This window comes from Thalassobellus sediminis, from assembly GCF_044386045.1.
GTDB classification, from domain to species: Bacteria; Bacteroidota; Bacteroidia; order Flavobacteriales; family Flavobacteriaceae; genus Thalassobellus; species Thalassobellus sediminis.
Genome location: NZ_JBISCD010000038.1, coordinates 248,105 through 269,362, shown reverse-complemented (window position 1 = coordinate 269,362; position 21,258 = coordinate 248,105). Strand labels below are relative to the sequence as shown.

The following is a 21,258-nucleotide window of genomic DNA, read 5'->3' as shown; positions in this document are numbered from 1 at the left end:
TACTTTATGATTCTTCTTCAGCACGTTTTATTATAGCCTCTGGAAGCGATTTTTTTGCTTTAGCTCCCATTTTTTTTAGTTTTTCTACACTAGTAATTAAGTTGCCTCTACCATCAACTAATTTATTCATGGCTGCAGAATAATCAGTTTTGGCGGCATCAATTTTTTTACCTACACCAGTTAAATCAATAACCAAACCATGAAATTTATCATATAAAGCACCAGCTTGTCTTGCTATTTCAATGGCATTTTGTTGTTGCTTTTCGTTATTCCACATAGAATCAATCGTTCTAAGTGTTGCAAGTAGAGTAGAAGGTGTTACAATTACAATGTTTTTTTCAAAAGCTTTGTTATAAATACTATTGTCTTCATTTACAACTACGGCAAAAGCAGGTTCAATAGGGATAAACATGAGTACAAAATCTGGCGATTCTATATCATATAAGTCTTGATAGTTTTTTTCTGAAAGTTGATCGACATGTCTTTTTATAGAATTTACATGCGCTTTTAAATAGGTGCTTTTATCGTAATCATCAGCATTTACTAAACGTTCGTAATCGGTTAAAGATACTTTACTATCAATAATCATTTTTTTACCATCGGGTAAATGTAAAACCACATCCGGTAATACACGAGATCCGCTTTCTAAAGTAAAACTTTGTTGTACAAAATATTCTCTATCTTTTTCTAAGCCCGATTTCTCTAAAACACGCTCTAAAACCAATTCGCCCCAGTTTCCTTGCATTTTACTGTCGCCTTTTAAAGCTCTAGTTAGGTTGGTGGCTTCTTTACTCATTTGTTGGTTTAAATCTTTTAAACCTAACAATTGCTCTTTTAAAGCCGAATGCATACTGATGCTTTCCTTTTGGGTTAAATCGACCTTTTCTTCAAAGACTTTGATTTTTTCTTGAAGTGGATTTAAAATATTTTTAATATTTTCTTTATTCTGAAGTGTAAATTTTTCAGATTTTTCATCAAGTATTTTGGTGGCCAGTAATTCAAAATCTTTACGTAATTGCTCTTGGCGTTCTTCTATTTCAGCATCACGCTTGATGTTTTGTTGTTGAAGGTTTTCGTATTCCGAATTTCTTCTAGCTAATTCTGTGTTTAAAAATTCTTTTTCACTTCTTATGGCTTCACGCTCCGTTTCAATTTTAGAAATTGTTTCTTTTAATTGATTAATTTGAAGATTGAAATTGGCATTTGTTTTTTCATTTTCAGCAGTGTTAAAAGATTGTAAATCTGTTAATTGCTGCTGTAAATTAGTGTTCCGTTCTTCTAAAGTACTTTTTTCGCTTTTACTTTTTAGTTTGGTGAAAAGTATCCCTAGATAACCTCCAATAGCTAGAGAAATTAAAACGGATAAAATTAGAATAAGGTTATCGTTCATTTTGAAAAAGTAATTTAATCAAATATAAATGTTTTGAAATGAAGACGAAAGATGGAAGGTGGAAGATTTATAAATTTTACTTTTTCACCCTAAAACTTCCTGTTTTTTTATCAAAAGCAATTAAATCTTCAGGAAATAATGTATTAAATGTACCTTCTTCAATAAGATTACAAGGTTGATTTGATACTACTCCATCTTTAGTCATAACAACAATTGTGTCACATAGCTGAATTGCTAAATCTATCTCGTGAGACGAAAACAAAATAGTCTTATTGGTTTCTTTAGCTAATTTTTGAAGCAGTTTAAGCACGTAGGCTTTGTGATACATGTCTAAATGCGTGGTAGGCTCATCAAGAATGATAAGGTCGGTGTCTTGAGCCAAAGCACGGGAAATCATTACTTTTTGAAGTTGCCCATCACTTAATTCATAACACTTTTTATCTTTTAAATTTTCAATATTTGTTTGTTGTAATGCTTTGTAAATGGCAGTCTTATCTTTTTTAGACAAATTACCAACCCAGTTCGTGTAAGGTTGTCTGCCCAAAGCCACCAATTCTAATACCGATAAATTTTTTGATAAAATGGGTTCAGTTAAAACCAAACTCATTGCTTTAGCTAAATCTATTGACGTATATTTTGAAATATCTTTATCATTAATAAAAATGGTGCCATCAAGTGGATTCTGAACTTTAGTTAAAGTTCTTAATAGGGTAGATTTACCAATACCATTACCTCCAATAAGTCCAATTAATTCACCTTTATGTAATTCAATGTTAATGTTAGAAGCAACAATAGTTTTACCTTTTTTAGAGGTGTATCCTATAGATAAATCTACAGTTTTTAGAACGATATTTTTATTATCAACTTCCATTAAAACATCATTTTACGTTTTCTAACCAATAACCAAATTACAACAGGAGCCCCAATTAGAGAGGTTATAGCATTTATAGGTAATGTATAATCGCTCGTTGGTAATTGTGCAATACTGTCGCAAATTAACATAACAATGGCTCCTAGTAAAAATACAGCTGGTAGTAATATTTTGTGATTAGATGTGCTAAATATTTGTCTTGTCATGTGAGGTATTGCTAAACCTATAAAAGCAATAGGTCCTACAAAAGCGGTAATAGTACCAGCAAGTAAACTGGTTGATATTATTAATGATAATCGACTTCTTTTAATGTTTAAACCTAGGCTTTTTGCATAATTTTCTCCAAGCAATAAGGTGTTTAGTGATTTTATAGAACTTAAACTTATAAGTATTCCTGTAAAGTAAATAATGAATAAAACCAGAAGTTCTTCCCAGGTTAAATTACCTAAACTTCCAAACCCCCAAAAAATATATTGTTGTAATTCTTCGGCAGAACTAAAGTAAGATAGCACACTTACAACAGCTGCTGTTATACTTCCAAACATAAGCCCAATTATAAGAATGGCCATGGTGTCTTTTACTCGAGTAGATACAATAACTACGGCAAGTAATACTAAAAAACTACCAAGACTCGCAGCAATAACAGTACTCCAGTTAGAAGCTAAAATTGTAGATAACATGCCACCAAATATAGAAGCTCCCATAATAGTTAAAGCGACACCTAAACTTGCACCAGATGTAATACCTAAAACAAAAGGGCCGGCAAGTGGATTTCTAAAAAGTGTTTGCATCATTAATCCAGAAATACCTAAACCAGAGCCAACAATAATCGCGGTAAATGCTTTTGGTAATCTGTAATCTATAATAATATGTTGCCAAGAGGTATTATCTATTGGCCCCAGAAAACTTTTAAATATTTCTGAATTTGGTATAGAAATAGAACCTAAACCAATATTAATAAAAAAGCAAGCCAGAGTAGCTAAAGCTAATAGGATGAATGCAATTTTATATGACTTAGTAGTTTCCAATTTATTCTAATGCTTTGAAAAAGTAAGATTCATAGGTTGGTAGTAGTTCTGGATGTGCAATTTTTATAATATCTTTTAAAATTAAATCGGGACGTAAAGGCCCTAATTCAAAATAAAGAAGACCGCCTTTTGGACCAATTTTATTTGTATACGTATATGTTTTACTGTTTTTAAAAGCTTCAAAATAGCCATAACTTTTACTATTTGAAATCATTTCGTTTTTGTTCTTAAAAGAACCAACACCAATCCATAGGTCAGCATTTTGTCCTTTTTCTAGAACATTTTCAAAATTTAGTTGAAGACTTCCAGTAGATTGGTCGTTTTTCCAAAGGTAATCAGTATTGGCGTCTTCCAAATATTTTGAAACAAAACTATGACCTCCAGGAATATTCCAAACCTCTTTAAATAAAGATCCAGACATTACGGTTGGAATAGTATTTGTTTTTTTAGCAAGCGCTTTAGCTTCTAAATAATCAGTTTCAATTTTATCGAAGAGTATCTTTGCTTCTTCATTTTTATCAAAAAAAGCGGCTATAAATTTTATCCATTCAGAGCGCCCTAATGGGTGTTGCTCCGTCCAAGCACCATCTAAAACAACAGGTATTCCAAACTTTTCTATTTTGTTTAAAGACTTGTTATTACCATTAACAGAAAACCCAATAACCAACTCAGGATTTATGTTTAAGAGCAATTCCATGTTAATTTCTAAGTCGTTATTTAAATCTCTTACTTTACCAGAATCAATTAGTTGTCTTGTTTTTTTAGATGAAATATAATCTGTGTTAGGAAACCCAACTAATCTGTCTTCTACATTTAAATATTCTAATGCAGGAATATTTGTTGTAGACATAACTACAACTTTTTTAATTGGAATTTTAATGACAGTGGTGTTGCTATCATGTTCAGGAATAGCTAGTCCATCTTTTATTAAAATATATTTAAAAGTTTTCTTGCTATTAGGCCATGCAGTATTTACTATAATTTCTTTATAGTTATTATAGACGTTTATAGAAAAACCTTTAGCATATTTAATGTTTTTAGAAACTATTTCAGTTGTTTTTGGATCTACTGTCTTAGTGTTTGTTTTCTCTTTACATGAAGAAAAAAATAAACAACTACTTAATAAAATTAGTATATAACGCATCTAAAAAAAATATCTGTCAAAGGTCATTATTTTTTTTGTAATAAAGTCAATATAAAACTACTTTTGAGCATTTAAAATACTTTATAATGAATTTTTTGTGCTCTTGGAGTGGAGGTAAAGATAGTTGTTATGCCTTTTATAAAGCTATTATGCAAGGTTATAAACCAATGGTACTTTTAAATGTTATGAATGAGTTTGGTGATAGATCGCGTTCTCATGGCATACCTAAAAATGTTTTAGAAGCTCAGGCTGAAGCTTTAGATTTACCTATCCATTTTTTTAGCAGTACATGGACAGATTATGAGGCAAAATATATTGAAAGTTTAAAAACACTTGTTAAAGATTATCCTATTGCATATAGTGTTTTTGGTGATATAGATATTGAATCGCATCGTGCTTGGGAAGAAAAAGTATCTAAAGCAGCAAATCTAGAAGCTGTTTTGCCGCTTTGGCAAGGTGACAGAAAACAATTGGTTTTAGATATGATTGAAGTTGGATTGGAAGCAATGATTGTATCTTGTAACAACGTTCTTGGTCCAGATTTTTTGGGACGCATTATTGATGAAGCTATAATTGCTGAGTTTGAAGCCTTAGGTGTTGATGCTTGTGGTGAAAACGGTGAGTTTCATACCTTAGTTGTAAACGCACCATTTTTTAAAAACCGCATCGAAGTTGAGATAAAAGAAAAAGCGAAATCAAGTAATTACAATTTTGCGAACTTAGTTCTTAAAGTTTAATTTCTGTAACGAGTTTTAAGGATTCATTTTCTTTCTTTAGATGAAATATATCGCCGTAATTAATTTTAATGTTGAATGAATCTTTCAGCGGAAGCTTTAAAAGTTTAGCAAGTATCGCTCTTATGGGGCCAGCATGTGATATAATTATTAAGTCCTGATTACTTTCTGAATGGGTGATTTCTTCAAAAAAAGCATGAACTCTTGAGGCTAACTGTATATACGATTCGCCATTTGGGACAGCAACATTTACAAAGTCTTCCATCCAAGGATTACTATCTTTTTCGGGTATATCGTTCCAAGCTTTGAGTTCCCAATCTCCAAAATTTAGTTCTTTTAAGCGATCGTCAAAAACGATCTCATCATTAAACTGTTTTGCTAATAGTTTGCAGCGTTTTAAAGGGCTAGATATAACTTTGAAATCTTTTTTTAGTTCAATTTGATTCGAAATAGCTTCAAATTCTTCAGAGCAATTAGATTTTAGACCTAAATCACTTTGGCCGTAGCAAATACCTTTTTCAATATCGGGTGTTGTATGTCTTATTAAATAAATTTCCATAGAGCAATCGCACTTAAATAAAAAACAACTTCACTTAATTGTTGAACAGCACCAGCACAATCTCCAGTTTGTCCACCTATCCATTTTTTAAATTTAGTACCTAAATAGACTTTTGCTAAGTAACAGGGAATTAATGTTAAGAAAATATAAGGTGATTTAAAAAAGAGTAGAGGAGCTAACCCAAATATAGCACTAACAATAACCATACTTAGCTTAATGTTTTTGGCAGCAGGTTTTGCTTTACTATCGTCTGTGTCTCTTACATACGGGTGCGTATAAATTAAAGTGGTTGCTATAAAACGGCTAACGCTATGTCCTGCAATAATAGTTAAAGGAATGATATGAATAGGTGTTTCTCTTAAGGCTGAGAATTTAACAGCAAGAATTAAAATTAGCCCTGAAACGCCATAAGTTCCTAAACGAGAATCTTTCATAATTAATAAAATTTTCTCTTTTGTCCATCCGCCTCCAAAAGCATCACATACATCTGCAAATCCATCTTCATGAAAAGCACCTGTAGCATATATTGTAGAAACCAAACTTAGAAGTAAGCTTATTTCAGTAGAAAAAATATAAGAGAAACCATAATAAACTAAAGCACCTATACTTCCAACGATAATGCCAACCAGCGAAAAATATTTTGCACTTTTTTGCAAAAACTCAGGTTTATGATCTACCCATTTTGGACAGGGAATTCTTGTAAAGAACATAATGGCTGTTAAGAATATTTGGATTTCTTTTTTCATTGTTTATTATTTTTCAATTTCGCCACTAACTCCAGCACTTTCAAAACTTGCCATATTATTTAAAAAATCTACCGAACCTCTTAATAACGGTATTGCTAAAGCGGCTCCTGTGCCTTCTCCAAGCCTTAAACCTAATGATAATAGTGGTTTAGAATTAAGAAAGTCTAATATTTTAGTATGACCTTGTTCGTTAGAGTTATGTGCAAATATGCAGTAATCTAATACGTTTTTATTTATTGCTTGTGCAGTTAAAAGAGCTGAAGAAACAATAAAGCCATCAATAACAATAACCATTTTTAACTCTGCAGCTTTTAAAATAGCACCACATAGCATAGCTATTTCAAAGCCTCCAAAAGTGGCTAAAGCTTCTTTTGGGCTTTGAGGTTTGTGTTTTTTATAAACTTCGGAAAGAATACGGCTTTTTTTATTAATACCTTCTGAATTTAAACCAGTACCTGAACCAACACATTCGACAACTGGTACATTCATAAAATAAGCCATAAGTAATGATGCCGATGATGTGTTGCTTATTCCCATTTCTCCAAAACCTATCGTATTACAGCCTTCAGAATGAATTTGGCTTATAATATCACCCGCTTTATCCATAGCATTTTGACATTTTTGTAATGTCATTGCAGGTTCGTCTTGGTAGTTTTTTGTTCCCAGTGTTATCTTAGCATCAATAATGTTTAAGTTGTTTTCAAAGTTATGATTAACGCCTGCATCTACAACTTTTAAATTAATGTCATTCGTTTTTGTAAGTACATTTATAGCAGCACCTCCGTTTACAAAATTATAAACCATTTGTGCTGTTACTTCTTGCGGAAAAGGGTTAACTTCTCCCTTCTTAGCAATACCATGATCGCCTGCAAAAACAACAATGGTTGGGCTCGATATTTTTGGAGTTTCAGTATTTTGAATGCAGCCTATTTTAAAAGCTAAATGTTCTAAATCGCCTAAAGAACCTAATGGTTTTGTTTTTAAATCAATTTTTTTTTGAAGCGCAACTTCTAATTCTGGATTTTGAGTTGAGACAATATTTATCATAGTTATTATTTAAGAATTAATGGTATGCCAGAAACCATCATGGTTGCTTTATCTGCATGTTTAGCTATGTGTTGATTCACCCAACCTTGTAATTCTGTGAATTTTCTACCAACTTCTGTTTGTGCATGTACACCCATTCCAATTTCATTAGAAATTATAATTATTGTAGCATCAATATCTAGTAGTTTATTGAATTCTATTTTAGCTAATTCTAGGCATTTTTCAATATCATTTTTAGTATCAACATAAAAATTAGTAAGCCAAAGTGTGACACAATCAATAACAACAACATCTTTGGTTTCTATAACGGAAGCTAATACTTTTTCTTCTTCAATAGAGGTCCAACGTTCGTCTCTATCTGCAATATGTCTGTCAATACGATTTCTGTGGTCGTCTCCCCAAATGCGAGATGTGGCAACATATTTTGGTGTATTTGAAAGTGATAATGCCAAGTTTTGAGCATAACTACTTTTACCAGAACGTTCGCCTCCTGTTATGTAATAAATCATAAATTTTGTGTTGTTGATTCTTGGTTACAAAGGTTATTATTTTTTTAATAATTACGTCATAAAAAGCTTTATGATTATAAAAAATGTATTTCATGAGTAGGATATGATAATTGTCATCTTTAGATATTTTATAGCTTATTACTTTTGGCAAAAGTATTTGACAATGAGAAATGATTCCGATATAATACTATATGATAGTAGGCGGCGTAATTATAGCTCATTTTCTTATAGGGTTTATTTATCTTATTTGTAAAATGAATAAGAAAGAGTAAAGTTTATAAGAGAAGTTAAATTAAAACAATTATTTTTGCACAGAATTTGGTTTTGTTCAGTATTAAACTGAACAAATTAAAAGGGAATCTGGTTAAAATCCAGAACTGTTCCCGCAACTGTAAGCTTAGTCCTTTTATTAGGATGCTTAATAGTATACTTCAAGTCACTGGATAATATATCTGGGAAGACATCTATTAAGACGCAAGTCAGGAGACCTGCCAATTCGAAACAAATAAGTTAAACTTTCGGGATAAAAGTTTGCGTATGATAATACATACCATCTCGATTAATTATTCATTAAAATGAACAAAAAAACAAATGTTTTAGGTGTACTATGTTTTGGTATATCTATGATTGGATTTGCACAACAGCAGGTAGATTCAACAAAAGTAGAACAACTAGATGAAGTTGTTATTACAGATTCTCGTTTTAAATTAAAACGTGAAAACTCAGGGAAGTCTGTTATTAAAATATCAAGAATTGATATTGAAAGAAATCAAGGAAGAACGGTTTCAGAATTAATTAATGCACAATCAGGTATCGAAATTAACGGTAGTAGAAGTAATGCCGGTCAGAATTTAGGTGTATACGCTCGAGGAGGTCGTAATCGTCAAGTTTTAGTTTTAATTGATGGTATTCAAGTAAGTGATCCATCTCAAATTAATATTGAGTATGATCTTAGACTTTTAAATTTAAATCAAATTGAGTCTATAGAAATAATTAAAGGAGCGGCAAGTACTTTATATGGTAGTGGAGCTGCATCAGTAGTTATAAATATCACAACAAAAAAGGCAGATGCTAAAAAAATTAGCGCCGTTTTTTCTTCAAGTTTCGGAACAAATCAAACGGAATCTGATCAAAATTATAAAATTGCCGATTTTAATAATAGTGTTGCATTAAGTGGAACTTTAAATAAGTTTACATATCGTGCTGCATTTAGTAATCAATTTTCTGATGGTATTTCTGCTGTAATTAGCGATAATAATGAGAAAGATGTTTACAATAAATATGGCGTAGATGTTAATTTGGGTTATAAGTTTAGTAACGCTTTTTCTTTAAATGTATACGGAAATTTTACGGATACAAAATCAGAAATTGATGGGTACGATTCTAATTTTAGTTTAGTTGATACTGATGATGAGTTTAATAATGAACAATCTCGAGTAGGTATTTCTTCTAAATTTAAATATAGAAATGGTAGCGTAAATTTAAATGCTGCTTATAGTGAGTATGAAAGAGAGTTTATTTCTGCTTTCCCTTCTATATTTAATTCTAAAAATTATGTTTTAGATGTTTATAATAAATATGTTTTTGATAAAATGTTCTATACTATTGTTGGTTTGAATGCTATTGAAAATAAGGCTGTATTTGCTAACGATGTAAGGTTTACTATCGTTGACCCGTATGCTAATTTTGTATATGTTTCAGATTTTGGATTAAATATTAATACGGGAGCACGCTTAAATAATCACAGTGACTATGGATCTCATTTTACATATAATTTAAATCCTTCATTTACTATTAAATCTGATGAAGATCGTTACACAAAGATTTTTGGGTCTTTTAGTACATCATTTATAACCCCTTCTTTATCTCAACTATTTGGTGATTTTGGTGCTAATCTAGATTTAGAACCAGAAGAGAATAGAACTATAGAAGCTGGAGCTGAATTTAAACTAAATAATAATTTTAGAGTAACAGGGCTTTTCTTTAACAGAGAAGAAAAAAATACCGTGTTATGGCTTAATGGAGGCTATTTAAATGCTATAGATAAGTTACATGCGCGTGGTGTAGAGGTTGAAGTTAATACAACACCAGTTGAGAAATTATCTGTTACAGCTAATTATACATTTACAGAATATAAAGAAAGTTTAGCTCGTAGAATACCTAAGCATAAAGCTAATTTACAATTGGGTTACGATTTTTCTAAAACTACTTTCGCTTCTCTATCTTACCAATACACTCATGATAGGTTCGAAAATAGTTTTGTGCCACTTTTAGATAGCTTTAGTTTAGTTAATTTGTATGTAAGTCATACAGCTTTGAAAAATAAAATTAAGTTTTTTGGAGGGCTTGATAACATCTTAAATGAAGATTATGTAGATGTGCCAGGTTATGCAACCAAAGGAAGAAATGTTAGATTAGGATTTCAATTGACTTTATAGTGAGAGAATAAAGTCAATTTTAAATGCCACCATAACTTCTATATGGTGGCATTTTTTTATGGAATTAAATCGCAATACCAAACCCCGTATTTTTCAGAGTCGCTTTTACAAATAGAATCATCGTCAGATTTTGGAGCGTTATATTCACGATATACTTTTTCGCCAATAGTAAAAGGAATAGGGTTTTTAAAAATGGGTCCATCAAAACAAAAAGTGTGAAATTCTCCATTTTCACCACAGGGGTCAACACCTTCAGGAAGATTGTCTATAAAGTTTTTGTCAATAATAGTTCCCACAAAGTCTTCTCCAAAATATTTAGAATTGGCACAAACAATAATAGTTTTAAAGCCTAAATCTAAAAACTCGTTTAGAAGTGTTTTTGTATCTCGTTTCCAAATAGGGAAAACAGCTTTAAAACCTTGTTTGGCTAATTGCTCTTCTCTATAAGTTCTTAAATCTTCTAGAAAAATATCACCAAAAGCGCTATGTGTAAATCCGTTGTTTTTTAGTCTAGAAACCGTTTCAAGCATTTTTTGTTCATAGATTTCCATACTTGGCATTTCTGGTAATTCTATAAGGTTCGCTTTAATATTAATAGCATCCGTTTGAGCAAGGAGTAATTCTTTTCTCAATCCGTGCATAGACACTCTATTGTAATGACTATTTACTGTGGTAATTAATTCTTCAACAGAGTAGTGTTCGTCTTGTAATAAGTGGTAGAGAGCTAAAGCCGAGTCTTTTCCAGAACTCCAGTTAAAGTAGGTTTTGTATTTTTTCAAAATTATAGATGTTTATTCAATACGCATACCACCTTCATAAGGATTAAGATCGTTACTGTCAAATATTAATTTTAATGAAGAGTTGTCCTTAGATTTTATTTTTGAAATTTTAGAAGTTGAATTTTCAATGTCAGCTAAAGCAATTGCTAATAGGGGTTCATTTATATCACCTAATGTCCCGTAATTAAAAGGGTTTTCTTGGTATTCAAATCCAATTGATGGGGTTAGTCCAGAACCTGGTACAGCCACATCATTTTTATTTATAGCATTTGCAACAAGAGGCTGCATAGCATATGTGTGATTTGGATTTGCACCTTGTCTTCCAAAATCTTCAGAGTCATAAATTGTAATAGATGCTTGTGTTTTTCCAGTTGTGTTAGTGCCTATTTGTACTATTTCTATAAATGGAGCTAAGCCATTTATTAAACCCTCGCTCGCCGATGCAGATCTACTTGTTGTTAACACATAAAGCTTTTGAAGATTTAAGCTATTAATGGTATTGCCATTTTCTATTTTAGTATCAAAAGTGTAGATGTTATTTGCTTCTTGTAAATCTTCATTATAAATAACTTTACTAAAAATTTCACCTGTGAATTGTCCTGTTATCATACTTGCTAAAAATGTTCCAGTACTTACACGGCCTCCTGGATTGTAGCGTAAATCTAAAACCAAATGCTGAATGTTATTTGATTTAAATTCACCAAAGGCATCATTTAATTGCGTTTCAAAACTATTGTTAAACTCATTGTAGATTAAGTAACCAACATTTTTACCACCAATATTAAATATATTAGTTTGGTAAACAGGGTTTTCAGTATATTGAACTTTAGTTAATGTTATATCTTCATTTAATGGGTCAATGCTATCATCTGTTGTTTCTGGTGTGCCTTTGTCGTTATAAAAACCAAGATTTAAAGTGTAGGTTTCTTGACTTAATAACTCATTTATGTTTTGATTAGTAAGCCTTTGTCCGTTTATACCATAAAAAATATCACCACGTTTTAAATTTGCAATATCACCTGGGCTATTAGGTAATACTAATTTTATAACACCTATGCCTTCATTGGCAATGTTAGGATTAGAAAAGAAACCAAACTCAATACCATTTGTGTTTGAAATACCATTAAACTGATTTTCCAATTCAAAATAATCATCTACTATCCAGCTAAATCTGTCGATGGTTTGTCTTTCATAAATTAAGCTTTCGAACAATTGTTCGGGAGAATTAAAACTATTTAAGTAATTAGCATATTCACCATTATTAGTAAACCTATCATTTGCAAGATTTGAAATATTTTCTTTATAGAGATAAAAAACATTCATTCCTTTCCATACGAAATCGTTTATTTGACTAGCAGAAACAATATTGTCATCATTATCTTCAAAACAACTTACTGTACTAATAGCAACTATGAGGATTAGAACAAGGGCTTTTATATTTTTCATTTATTGAGTTTTTATAAGTAGTCTATAAAACCCTAAATTTACTTACATTATTGTGTAATAAAAAAATAAAATGAATGAATTTAATTTTCATTGTAACAAAATAGAATGTGCATCGTCGTAATATCAAACAGCCTTAATAGAGTTGTTTTAACTAAACCAAACCAAAAATAAAATGACTCAGACAGAGTTTTTAAATATTGTAATGCCTTTTAAAGATAAGGTCTTTCGTTTAGCAAAACGATTGCTAGTGTCTACTGAAGAAGCTGAAGATGCAACACAAGAGGTTTTGTTGAAGTTATGGAATAATAAAACGAAGATGCAAGAGTATAAAAATGTAGAAGCATTTTCAATGACTATGACAAAGAATTTTTGTTTTGATAAATTAAAGTCAAAGCAAGCACAAAATTTAAAAATTGTACACAGTAACTATGAGGATGGTAATACACAATTACAAAAACAAGTTGAGTTAAATGATAGTGTAAATTGGGTTGCTAAAATAATTGAAGAGTTACCTGAGCAGCAAAAAATGATTATTCAATTAAGAGATATAGAAGATTACGATTTTGATGAGATTGCAAAAATGTTAGATATGAATAACACGGCAGTACGAGTAAACTTATCGAGAGCAAGAAAAACAATAAGAGAAAAATTAACTAATACACATAATTATGGTATTAAATAATATAGAAGAATTACTAGAAAAATACGAGAACGGAGAAACAACTCTAAAAGAAGAGCAGCAGTTAAAAAACTATTTTTCGCAAGAAACTGTAGCGCCACATTTAGAAATGTACAAACCCATGTTCACCTATTTTTTGGTAAACAAGGAAGAACAATTTACTAAAGACATTCCATTAAAAACTAAAAAAGTATTTAACTATAAATGGATTTCTGTCGCAGCCGTAGCTGTTCTTATGTTAAGTATTTATTATACAAAACCATTGATTTCATCATCATATGACGAATATGTATATGGAACTTATAATAACCCTGAAGATGCTTATAATGAACTATCAAATTCATTAGCAATGATTTCGAGTCATTTTAATAAGGGAGCTTCTACTGTAAGTTACTTAAACGAAGTAAATAAAGGAACGTCTACTTTAAGTTACCTTAATGAAATTGAAAACGGAACAAGTATAATTTTTAAAACAAACAAATAATTAAATAATGAAAACCTTTAAAATAAATAAAATGAAAAATAAATTAATAGTATTAATAATGGCAATTATGTTAATGCCTTTAACAGGAATGGCTCAAAAAGATGTTTTTGAAAAATACAGTGACAATTCTGATGTAACTTTTGTCTCCATTAAGCCAAAAATGTTTCAAATGATAGCAAAAATGGGTATTGATGTAGATGATGCTGAAGCAAAAGCTTATATTGATATGGTTAAAAGTATTACCAGTTTTAAAACGATAATAACTGATAATAAAACAATATCTGCCGATCTTTCAAAATGGGTAAAATCGCGTTCAAGTTCGTTAGAAGAACTTATGGAAGTTAAAGATGATGGTACCGAAGTAAAATTTTATATTAAAGAAGGTAAAGATGCCGATCATGTAAAAGAACTTTTAATCTTCGTTAGTGGTATAGATAAAGCTATGAAAGGTGAAGGGGTTGAAATTAATGGAGAGCAACGTAAAATTGAAACTGTAATTGTGTCGCTTACTGGCGATATCGATTTAAATGAAATATCTAAACTTACCGATAAAATGAATATACCAGGCGGTAAGCATTTAGAGAAAAAGAATTAATAAATCATTCAATCATGCAACGAACCATCAATCAATTAATTTGCACCGTATTTGCTACAGTTATCTTAGTTAGCTGTAGCACTGGTGTAAGTTTACAAAGTTATTTTGTAGATAAGCAAGAGACTAAAAACTTTATTTCTCAAGACATTCCATTGTCTATGATGAAAATAGATCAGACTAATTTTACTAAAGAACAAACTGTGGCTTATAATTCTGTAAGTAAATTGAATTTTTTAGGATATAAGGCTAATGAAAATAATGCTGAAGAATTAAAAGCAGAAATAGACATAGTAAAAACTATTTTAAGTAATGCTAAGTATAACGATCTAATGGAGTTTAGCGATAAAGGAAATAAAATAGTTGTAAAATATATTGGAACAGATGAAGAAGCAGATGAAATTATCCTTTTTGGAAGTTCTAAAGAGTTAGGGTTTGGTGTTGTTCGTGTATTAGGAAGTAATATGAATCCAGATAAGATGGTAACATTAGTAGGAGCGATACAAAAGGCGGGAGTTGATAAAAACCAACTTACAGATATTATGAATTTCTTTAAGTAAGAATTAATTATATATGTTAATAAAAAAGGTTTACCATTTTGGTAAACCTTTTTTATTTGATATCGTTATCTTCTTTTTTTTTTGAATTTTCCTTTATTAAAAAAAGATTCAGAATTATTGTAAAAAAAACAAGTGTTAAAATAGTTAAAACAACAAAATTGGTTAAAATTTCCAAAATTCCACTAACAAAAATTCCACCGGCCATAACGCCGCAAAGAATTAAAGATTGTTTGTCGTTTAATATTGCCATAGCTTTAAATTCCTGTATAATTACTAGGCGTAATCTGTTTTAATTCTACTTTAATTGAATTTGAAACCTCTAAGGTATCAATAAAATTTGAGATTGAATCTTTGTTTATTTTAGCGTTGGTTCTTGTTAACCCTTTTAAAGCTTCATATGGATTAGGATATGCTTCACGACGCAAAATAGTTTGAATAGCTTCAGCTACTACTGCCCAATTGTTTTCTAAATCTTCAGCAAATTTACTTTCATTTAAAAGTAATTTATCTAAACCTTTTAAAGTCGATTTAAAAGCAATTAAAGTATGTCCAAAAGGAACACCAACATTACGTAAAACAGTGCTATCTGTTAAATCACGTTGTAATCTTGAAACCGGTAGTTTAGCCGATAAATGCTCGAAAACAGCATTTGCAATACCTAAGTTACCTTCGCTATTTTCAAAATCGATAGGATTTACTTTATGTGGCATAGCGCTACTTCCAACTTCACCTGCTTTAATTTTTTGTTTAAAATAATCCATAGATACATAGGTCCATATATCTCGGTTTAAATCAATTATAATGGTATTAATACGTTTTAACGTATCAAATAAAGCAGCCATATGATCGTAATGCTCTATTTGAGTAGTTGGAAACGAGTGTTGTAAACCTAGTTTTTCTTGAACAAAACTACCTCCAAAAGCTTTCCAATCAATATTTGGATAGGCTACGTGGTGTGCATTAAAATTACCTGTTGCACCACCAAATTTAGCAGCACTTGGTATATCATTCAATAAATTAAATTGTTCTTGAAGACGTACTACAAAAACTTCAATCTCTTTACCTAATCTAGTAGGAGAAGCTGGTTGCCCATGAGTTCTTGCAAGCATAGAAATTTCAGCCCAGTCTTTAGTTAATGTTTTTAGTTTTTCAAGAATAATTAAATATTCAGGAACATAAACATCATTCATTGCTTCTTTAATGCTTAAAGGAATGGCAGTGTTGTTTATATCTTGAGAGGTTAATCCAAAATGGATAAACTCTTTGTATTCAGATAAACCTAAAGCATCAAACTTTTCTTTTATAAAGTATTCAACTGCTTTAACATCATGGTTTGTAACGCTTTCAATTTTTTTAATAGCAAGAGCGTCTTCTGTAGAAAAGGTTTTGTAAATAGCTCTTAAATCTTCAAAAATGGCAGTGTCAATAGCTGCAAGTTGAGGTAACGGAATTTCGCAAAGCGCAATAAAATATTCTATTTCAACTAAAACACGATATTTTATTAAAGCTTCTTCAGAAAAATAAGGTGCTAATTCGTTTACTTTACTTCGGTATCTTCCATCAATAGGAGAGATGGCGTTAAGTGGTGATAATGACATGTATGGTTTGTTTTTTAAGAAGTTGCAAAGATAGAATTTTTAGACTGAAGTCGGAAGATTGAAGACGGAAGTTTTTAGTTTTTAGAAGGACTCTTTTTTATTTTTTTCAGTATTTGTTTTGCTCGTGCTTTAAAAGCGGCACTTTGTAAGGAGAAATCGCGTTCTAAAATTAAGACTAATTCGGGGTAAACCCAATCATACGCTTTACCAAACATAAAAAGTGTTGTCATACTATAAGCTTTTGGAGCTACTTTTTCATCATTAATCATATAATCAAAACAAACTTCAATAATACGTTCTTTATGTATGGCGGTTAATGCTTTTTTTATTTCATTATCTTCTTTTGACGTATATGCTTTGGCAATCAATTCACAAACTTTAGCAACGGGTCTTACAGCAGAATCTAGATGAACTTTATGCATCTGTTCTGTAAAAATATCTAAGTAAGGAATAATAGTATTAATGTTATTACTACACATAAATTCGAAAACCCAAGCAGCACGTGGCGATATTTTATCATTAACTCTAAAAAGAATTTCTAATAATTTAGGGACTAAGTCTGGGTTGTCAATCATTAAATGTGCATAATGCAGACGTTTTTCACGCGAATGATTGACATAATTTAATTCTTTGTAAAGTTGTGCTGTAGTCAAATGAATTTTAGTATTTTTAAAATATAAAATTACTAAAATGCGAATAATAAAAAAGATACTTTGGGTTTTATTAATCCTGCTTTTAATTTCACAGTTTTTCGGTCCAGAAAAAAATCAAGGCGATTTTGCTTCTATAGATGCTTTTTTAGAAGAAACCAATCCGCCAGAAGATGTTAAGCTTATTTTAAAAGAAACGTGTTACGATTGTCATAGCAATGTTACCAGATACCCTTGGTATAGTAATTTAACACCTGTTAATTACTGGTTAAATCATCATGTAGAAGAAGGGAAGCATGAGTTAAACCTCTCTAATTGGGTAGGTAATTCAGTAAAACGAAAAGACCATAAATTTGAAGAAATTATAGAACAAGTAGAAGAAAAGGAAATGCCTTTACCTTCGTATACATGGACACACACAGAAGCTAAACTTACAGATGAACAAATAGCATCTGTTGTTAATTGGGCAAAACAGGTTCGTATAAAGTATAGTTTAATGCCTAAACCAGAATAAATTTAATTTATGTCTAGTAACCTAATGCAAAAAAGAATATTAATTATTGGTTTTGTTTGGCCGGAGCCTAATAGTTCTGCTGCCGGTAGCCGTATGATGCAGTTGATAGATATATTTCGATCTTCAGGTTGTAAAATAACGTTTGCTAGTACATGTGCTAAAAAAGAGAATGCTTTTGATTTAACTGAAATTGGTGTTGAGCAAGTTGATATAGCTTTAAATAGCGATAGTTTTGATGTGTTTGTTAAAACTTTAAATCCAGATATTGTACTGTTTGATCGTTTTATGGTTGAAGAGCAATTTGGTTGGCGTGTTTCTGAGCAATGCCCAAATACTTTAAGAATTTTAGATGCCGAAGATTTGCATTGTTTAAGAAAAGGTAGAGAACTAGCGCTTAAAGATCAGTCTGTTTTTAGCAAGACTTATTTGTTTAATGATACAGCAAAGCGAGAAATAGCAAGTATTTATAGATGTGATTTAAGTCTTATAATTTCAGAAGAAGAAATAGAAATATTAAAAAATCAATTTAAAGTAAGTGCTCATCTTTTATATTATTTGCCTTTTTTAACCGAAGTAATTTCAATGGAGGCTAAACGGAAATTGCCAAAAATAAAGGAAAGAGAACACTTTATTACTATTGGTAACTTTTTACATGCACCCAACTACAATGCAATTTTATTTTTAAAAGAAGAAATATGGCCTTTAATTAGAAAGAAACTACCAAAAGTTGAAATGCATATTTATGGTGCTTATGCTTCAGAAAAAGTACTTCAGTTAAACAATAAAAAAGAAGGTTTCATTATTAAAGGATTTGCTGAAGATGCAAATTTAGTGATGCAAAATGCTAAAGTATGTTTAGCACCTTTACGTTTTGGTGCAGGTTTAAAAGGTAAACTTATTGATGCGATGTTAAACGGTACACCTGCTGTTATGACATCAATTGCTGCTGAAGGTATGTTTGGTGGATTTGATTCAAATGGTTTTATAGCAGATGATGTCGAACAATTTGCAGATAAGGCTATTGAATTATATACGAACAAGATTTTTTGGAACGGAAAACAAAAAAACGGGTTTATTGTAATGAATGCCCGTTTTGATAAACAACTGTTCGTTTCTGATTTTGTGTTTAAAATAAATTCAATTTTAAACAATTTACAAATTCATAGATTAGATAACTTCACAGGGCAAATGATACAGCATCATACCATGCAAAGCACTAAGTTTATGAGTAAGTGGATTGAGGAAAAGAATAAAAATTAATTAAGCCTCAACCTCATTTTTTTTAATTTTTCTATAAATAAAGCTGTTAAAAATATTACGCTTTGCAAAGCGTGTTAATTTATCAGACTGACAAAGTTTAATATACAAGGCTTTATTAACACCAAAGTATTCATAAGTATTACCATCTAAAAAGGTTATTTCTAACAACATGCCTTTGTGTTGCCAATCCATTATTGGTGACGTTATGGTTGTATTGTATTCTTCTAAATTTGCAGCTTTAGTTTCTGGAGCAATACTTACTAAAAAATGATACGCGTCAATTATTTGTCTACTTTTCAATTCGGCTTCAATAGCTTTTTCATCACCTGCTTGAAACTTATCAGGATGCCATTCTTTAACTAAATTTCGGTATGTTTTTTTTAGTTGTTTTAGTTCAATGTTTTTTTCAACATTAAACAATTTTTTGTATTCGTTTATACGTTTCATTACCAGGCTTTTTTCAAAATAAGGCGCGAAGATAGTCTTTATAAAATACTGAAAGAGAAAAGATTGTTATAAAAACATTATTTCTTTTTAATAACGCACTTTTTTCTAGCTTTGCAGCTTTAAAAAATAAACTATGATTTCAGTTGATGCTTTAGCAGTAGAATTTAGTGGACAAGCTTTATTTAGTGATGTTTCATTTACCATAAATGAGAACGATAAAATAGCTTTAATGGGGAAAAATGGCGCAGGAAAATCGATCATGATGAAAATTATTGCAGGTGTTCAAAAAGGAACCCGAGGTCATGTGCGATATCCTAAAGATGTTGTTATTGCGTATTTACCACAGCATTTATTAACCGAAGATCATTGTACTGTTTTTGAAGAAGCTTCAAAAGCCTTTAAGCATATTTTTGAAATGCGAGACGAAATGGAACGTCTTAATAAAGAATTGGAAACTAGAACCGATTACGAATCGGATGACTATATGAAAATTATAGAAAAGGTTTCCGATTTAGGTGAAAAATTCTATGCATTAGAAGATGTTAATTATGATGCCGAAGTTGAAAAAGCTCTTGGAGGTTTAGGTTTTAAACGTGAAGATTTTACGCGTTTAACAAGCGAATTTAGTGGCGGATACCGTATGCGTATTGAGTTGGCTAAAATTTTATTACAAAAACCAGATTTAATTCTTTTAGATGAGCCTACCAATCACATTGATATTGAATCGGTTATTTGGTTAGAAGATTTTTTATTGAATAAAGCCAAAGCGGTCATGGTTATTTCGCATGATAAAGCGTTTATTGATAATATTACCAATAGAACGATTGAAGTTACTATGGGGCGTATTTACGATTATAAAGCAAATTACACTCATTATTTACAATTACGTGAAGAACGCCGTGAACATCAAATAAAAGCCTATCAAGAGCAGCAAAAGTTTATCGCCGATAATATGGCGTTTATTGAACGTTTTAAAGGCACGTACTCTAAAACCAACCAAGTAAGTTCAAGAGAACGCATGTTGGAAAAACTTCAAATTATTGAAATTGACGAAATAGATAATTCTAGCTTGAAGCTTAGGTTTCCACCCGCACAACGTTCGGGAGATTATCCTGTAACTGTTAAAGAGTTGTCTAAAGCATACGACGAGCATGTGGTATTTAAAAATGCCAATATGTCTATTGCACGTGGCGAAAAAGTATCGTTTGTTGGTAGAAATGGCGAAGGAAAATCGACCATGATTAAAGCTATTATGGGAGAGATAGATGTAGATGGCGAATGTAGTTTAGGACATAATGTGAAAGTGGGTTACTTTGCGCAAAATCAAGCATCGTTGTTAGATGAGAATTTAACTATTTTTCAAACCGTAGATGAGGTTGCTCAGGGTGATATACGAACACAAATAAAAAATATTTTAGGTCGATTTATGTTTAAAGGCGACGATATTGATAAAAAAGTAAGCGTGCTTTCTGGTGGAGAAAAAACCAGACTTGCCATGGTAAAACTACTTTTAGAACCAGTGAATTTGTTGATTCTTGATGAACCTACCAATCATTTAGATTTAAAATCTAAAGATGTTTTAAAAGAAGCTTTATTGTCTTTTGATGGGACGCTCATTTTAGTATCTCACGATCGCGATTTTCTACAAGGACTTTCTCAAAAAGTTTTCGAATTTAAAGACCAACGCGTTATTGAACATTTTGAAACTATAGACGATTTTTTAGTTAGAAACCGTATTGAGAATTTGAAGCAGATTGATTTGAACTAGAAGTCTTATACTTGG

Annotated in this window: 23 protein-coding genes and 1 riboswitch; of the genes, 9 read left to right on the top strand and 14 right to left on the bottom strand. The window is 30.9% G+C overall.

What is annotated here, in order from left to right; genetic code table 11:
- Positions 1-4: 4 nt before the first annotated feature.
- From ACH5TW_RS04590 to ACH5TW_RS04575, 4 genes are all read right to left on the bottom strand, one after another.
- Positions 5-1,390, bottom strand: a complete 1,386-nt coding sequence (locus ACH5TW_RS04590) for a DNA recombination protein RmuC (RefSeq protein WP_439335302.1) — start codon at positions 1,388-1,390, stop codon at positions 5-7.
- Between the two features lie 76 nt (positions 1,391-1,466).
- Positions 1,467-2,261 (bottom strand): ABC transporter ATP-binding protein, encoded by a 795-nt coding sequence (locus tag ACH5TW_RS04585; RefSeq protein WP_439335301.1) that lies wholly within the window; start codon positions 2,259-2,261, stop codon positions 1,467-1,469.
- Positions 2,261-3,289 (bottom strand): FecCD family ABC transporter permease, encoded by a 1,029-nt coding sequence (locus ACH5TW_RS04580; RefSeq protein WP_439335300.1) that lies wholly within the window; start codon positions 3,287-3,289, stop codon positions 2,261-2,263. The genes ACH5TW_RS04585 and ACH5TW_RS04580 overlap by 1 nt, the downstream gene beginning before the upstream one ends.
- Before the next feature lies 1 nt (position 3,290).
- Positions 3,291-4,433: an ABC transporter substrate-binding protein gene (locus tag ACH5TW_RS04575; RefSeq protein ID WP_439335299.1), complete on the bottom strand. Its 1,143-nt coding sequence runs from the start codon at positions 4,431-4,433 to the stop codon at positions 3,291-3,293.
- Positions 4,434-4,519: 86 nt separating this feature from the next.
- On the opposite strand from ACH5TW_RS04575, the gene ACH5TW_RS04570 reads away from it, so the two are divergent.
- Positions 4,520-5,170, top strand: a complete 651-nt coding sequence (locus ACH5TW_RS04570) for a Dph6-related ATP pyrophosphatase (protein ID WP_439335298.1) — start codon at positions 4,520-4,522, stop codon at positions 5,168-5,170.
- Here the strand turns inward: ACH5TW_RS04570 and cobC are convergent.
- The 4 genes from cobC to ACH5TW_RS04550 are packed head-to-tail and all read right to left on the bottom strand — an operon-like array spanning position 5,160 to position 8,028.
- Positions 5,160-5,726: an alpha-ribazole phosphatase gene (cobC, locus tag ACH5TW_RS04565; RefSeq protein ID WP_439335297.1), complete on the bottom strand. Its 567-nt coding sequence runs from the start codon at positions 5,724-5,726 to the stop codon at positions 5,160-5,162. The two genes, ACH5TW_RS04570 and cobC, sit on opposite strands and share 11 nt — an antisense overlap.
- On the bottom strand, positions 5,711-6,472 hold the full coding sequence (locus ACH5TW_RS04560) for an adenosylcobinamide-GDP ribazoletransferase (protein WP_439335296.1): 762 nt from the start codon (positions 6,470-6,472) through the stop codon (positions 5,711-5,713). Before ACH5TW_RS04560 ends, cobC begins: the two co-directional genes overlap by 16 nt.
- Before the next feature lie 6 nt (positions 6,473-6,478).
- Entirely contained in the window at positions 6,479-7,519 is a 1,041-nt protein-coding gene (gene cobT / locus ACH5TW_RS04555) for a nicotinate-nucleotide--dimethylbenzimidazole phosphoribosyltransferase (protein WP_439335295.1), read from the bottom strand.
- Positions 7,520-7,524: 5 nt separating this feature from the next.
- Entirely contained in the window at positions 7,525-8,028 is a 504-nt protein-coding gene (locus tag ACH5TW_RS04550) for a bifunctional adenosylcobinamide kinase/adenosylcobinamide-phosphate guanylyltransferase (protein ID WP_439335294.1), read from the bottom strand.
- A gap of 302 nt (positions 8,029-8,330) precedes the next feature.
- A riboswitch (cobalamin riboswitch) is annotated at positions 8,331-8,538 on the top strand.
- Positions 8,539-8,603: 65 nt separating this feature from the next.
- Here ACH5TW_RS04550 and ACH5TW_RS04545 point away from each other — a divergent pair.
- Positions 8,604-10,466, top strand: coding sequence for a TonB-dependent receptor plug domain-containing protein (locus ACH5TW_RS04545; RefSeq protein WP_439335293.1), 1,863 nt, complete (start codon positions 8,604-8,606; stop codon positions 10,464-10,466).
- 56 nt (positions 10,467-10,522) lie between these two features.
- Here ACH5TW_RS04545 and ACH5TW_RS04540 read toward each other — a convergent pair whose 3' ends face one another.
- Both ACH5TW_RS04540 and ACH5TW_RS04535 read right to left on the bottom strand, forming a co-directional pair.
- Entirely contained in the window at positions 10,523-11,245 is a 723-nt protein-coding gene (locus tag ACH5TW_RS04540; RefSeq protein ID WP_439335292.1) for a Dph6-related ATP pyrophosphatase, read from the bottom strand.
- 12 nt (positions 11,246-11,257) lie between these two features.
- Complete coding sequence (locus ACH5TW_RS04535; protein ID WP_439335291.1) at positions 11,258-12,691, bottom strand: GFO_1087 family putative carboxy terminal peptidase; 1,434 nt, start codon at positions 12,689-12,691, stop codon at positions 11,258-11,260.
- Between the two features lie 172 nt (positions 12,692-12,863).
- Between ACH5TW_RS04535 and ACH5TW_RS04530 the strand changes: the two genes are divergently transcribed.
- Genes ACH5TW_RS04530 through ACH5TW_RS04515 form a run of 4 tightly spaced genes read left to right on the top strand, consistent with a single transcriptional unit; the run spans position 12,864 to position 15,006 of the window.
- Complete coding sequence (locus ACH5TW_RS04530; protein WP_439335290.1) at positions 12,864-13,373, top strand: GFO_1088 family ECF-type sigma factor; 510 nt, start codon at positions 12,864-12,866, stop codon at positions 13,371-13,373.
- On the top strand, positions 13,360-13,854 hold the full coding sequence (locus ACH5TW_RS04525; RefSeq protein ID WP_439335289.1) for a PG0215 family putative anti-sigma factor: 495 nt from the start codon (positions 13,360-13,362) through the stop codon (positions 13,852-13,854). The genes ACH5TW_RS04530 and ACH5TW_RS04525 overlap by 14 nt, the downstream gene beginning before the upstream one ends.
- A 31-nt stretch (positions 13,855-13,885) precedes the next feature.
- Positions 13,886-14,449 (top strand): GFO_1090 family protein, encoded by a 564-nt coding sequence (locus ACH5TW_RS04520; RefSeq protein WP_439335288.1) that lies wholly within the window; start codon positions 13,886-13,888, stop codon positions 14,447-14,449.
- 14 nt (positions 14,450-14,463) lie between these two features.
- Positions 14,464-15,006: a GFO_1091 family lipoprotein gene (locus tag ACH5TW_RS04515; RefSeq protein WP_439335287.1), complete on the top strand. Its 543-nt coding sequence runs from the start codon at positions 14,464-14,466 to the stop codon at positions 15,004-15,006.
- A 52-nt stretch (positions 15,007-15,058) separates the two neighbouring features.
- On the opposite strand, the gene ACH5TW_RS04510 is transcribed toward ACH5TW_RS04515, so the two are convergent.
- The 3 genes from ACH5TW_RS04510 to ACH5TW_RS04500 form a co-directional block, all read right to left on the bottom strand.
- Entirely contained in the window at positions 15,059-15,256 is a 198-nt protein-coding gene (locus ACH5TW_RS04510; protein WP_439335286.1) for a hypothetical protein, read from the bottom strand.
- 4 nt (positions 15,257-15,260) lie between these two features.
- Positions 15,261-16,604: an adenylosuccinate lyase gene (gene purB, locus ACH5TW_RS04505; RefSeq protein WP_439335285.1), complete on the bottom strand. Its 1,344-nt coding sequence runs from the start codon at positions 16,602-16,604 to the stop codon at positions 15,261-15,263.
- A 74-nt stretch (positions 16,605-16,678) separates the two neighbouring features.
- Positions 16,679-17,257, bottom strand: coding sequence for an adenylosuccinate lyase (locus ACH5TW_RS04500; RefSeq protein WP_439335284.1), 579 nt, complete (start codon positions 17,255-17,257; stop codon positions 16,679-16,681).
- A gap of 37 nt (positions 17,258-17,294) precedes the next feature.
- Between ACH5TW_RS04500 and ACH5TW_RS04495 the strand changes: the two genes are divergently transcribed.
- The gene (locus ACH5TW_RS04495) at positions 17,295-17,768 is read left to right on the top strand and encodes a heme-binding domain-containing protein (RefSeq protein ID WP_439335283.1); all 474 of its coding nucleotides are present in this window, start codon (positions 17,295-17,297) and stop codon (positions 17,766-17,768) included.
- Positions 17,769-17,792: 24 nt separating this feature from the next.
- Positions 17,793-19,028 (top strand): glycosyltransferase, encoded by a 1,236-nt coding sequence (locus ACH5TW_RS04490; RefSeq protein WP_439335282.1) that lies wholly within the window; start codon positions 17,793-17,795, stop codon positions 19,026-19,028.
- On the opposite strand, the gene ACH5TW_RS04485 is transcribed toward ACH5TW_RS04490, so the two are convergent.
- A complete protein-coding gene (locus ACH5TW_RS04485) occupies positions 19,029-19,475 on the bottom strand; it encodes a KTSC domain-containing protein (RefSeq protein ID WP_439335281.1) in 447 nt (148 codons plus the stop codon).
- Between the two features lie 133 nt (positions 19,476-19,608).
- Here ACH5TW_RS04485 and ACH5TW_RS04480 point away from each other — a divergent pair, with 133 nt between their 5' ends.
- Entirely contained in the window at positions 19,609-21,243 is a 1,635-nt protein-coding gene (locus ACH5TW_RS04480; protein WP_439335280.1) for an ABC-F family ATP-binding cassette domain-containing protein, read from the top strand.
- Positions 21,244-21,258 lie beyond the last annotated feature (15 nt).